The sequence below is a fragment of the Martinezella lusitana genome (genome assembly GCF_014207095.1).
GTDB lineage: Bacteria > Pseudomonadota > Alphaproteobacteria > Rhizobiales > Rhizobiaceae > Rhizobium > Rhizobium lusitanum_B.
Map to the genome: position 1 here is coordinate 1 of NZ_JACHBG010000066.1, position 1,161 is coordinate 1,161.

The 1,161-nt window shown below is 61.5% G+C and carries 1 protein-coding gene; it reads left to right on the forward strand.

Going from position 1 to position 1,161, the window contains the following annotated elements; all coding sequences use genetic code 11:
* A partial coding sequence (locus tag GGD46_RS33605; protein WP_065091983.1) for an IS256 family transposase occupies window positions 1–1,096 on the forward strand: 1,096 nt, incomplete at its 5' end.
* Between the last annotated feature and the right edge of the window lie 65 nt (window positions 1,097–1,161).

The following is a 1,161-nucleotide window of genomic DNA, read 5'->3' on the forward strand; positions in this document are numbered from 1 at the left end:
GCTGGAGGTCGGCACGAAGACCGGCGCGGCCTATGGCGAGAAGAATGGCTTCCGGCTGGCCCAGCGTAACGGCTATCGCGACCGGGATTGGGAGACACGGGCGGGCACCGTCGAGCTGCGCATTCCCAAGCTTCGCACCGGCAGCTACTTCCCGAGCTTCCTGGAGCCGCGCCGCATGGCCGAGAAGGCTCTGACGGCGGTCATCCAGGAGGCTTATATCCAGGGTGTTTCGACCCGCTCTGTTGATGACCTCGTCAAGGCCATGGGCATGTCGGGCATCTCCAAAAGTCAGGTGTCCCGGCTCTGCGAGGAGATCGATGAGAAGGTGAAGGCCTTCCTCGACAGGCCCATCGAAGGAGAATGGCCCTACCTGTGGATCGATGCGACCTACCTCAAGGTTCGGCGCGGTGGTCGTATTGTCTCCGTCGCCGTAATCATCGCCGTCGGCGTCAACACCGATGGCCGACGCGAAGTGCTCGGCATGGAGATCGGCACGTCCGAGGCCGAGGCGATCTGGACCGAGTTTCTTCGAAAGCTGATCAGGCGGGGGCTGCGCGGCGTCAAGCTCGTCGTCTCCGATGCCCATGAGGGCATCAAGGCCGCAGTATCGAAAGTGCTTTCCGCCACCTGGCAGCGCTGCAGGGTGCACTTTATGCGCAATGCCTTGGCCCATGCTGGAAAGAGCGGACGCCGGGTTGTCTCCGCGTTCATTGCAACGGCCTTCGCTCAGGACACGCCGGAGGCCGCAAGCACTCAGTGGCGCAACGTCGCCGACCAGATCAGGCCAAAGGTACCGAAGCTCGCCAGTCTCATGGACAGTGCCGAGCAAGACGTGCTCGCCTACATGACCTTTCCCAAGCAGCATTGGGCCAAACTTCACTCGACCAACCCCATTGAGCGATTGAACGGTGAGATCAAGCGGCGCACAGAGGTCGTCGGCATTTTCCCCAACGACGACGCCATCGTGCGCCTGGTCGGTGCGCTGCTGCTCGAACAGAACGATGAATGGGCCGTCCAGCGATCCCGCTACATGACACTTGAGACAATCGCCACAATGAGCGATGATCCGCTCATCAGCCTGCCAGCAGCAAGCTGATACTCATCCGACCCTCTGGGATGAGCCGTGGTCGTCTAAGCTACACCACGTCCTGGGACATGATC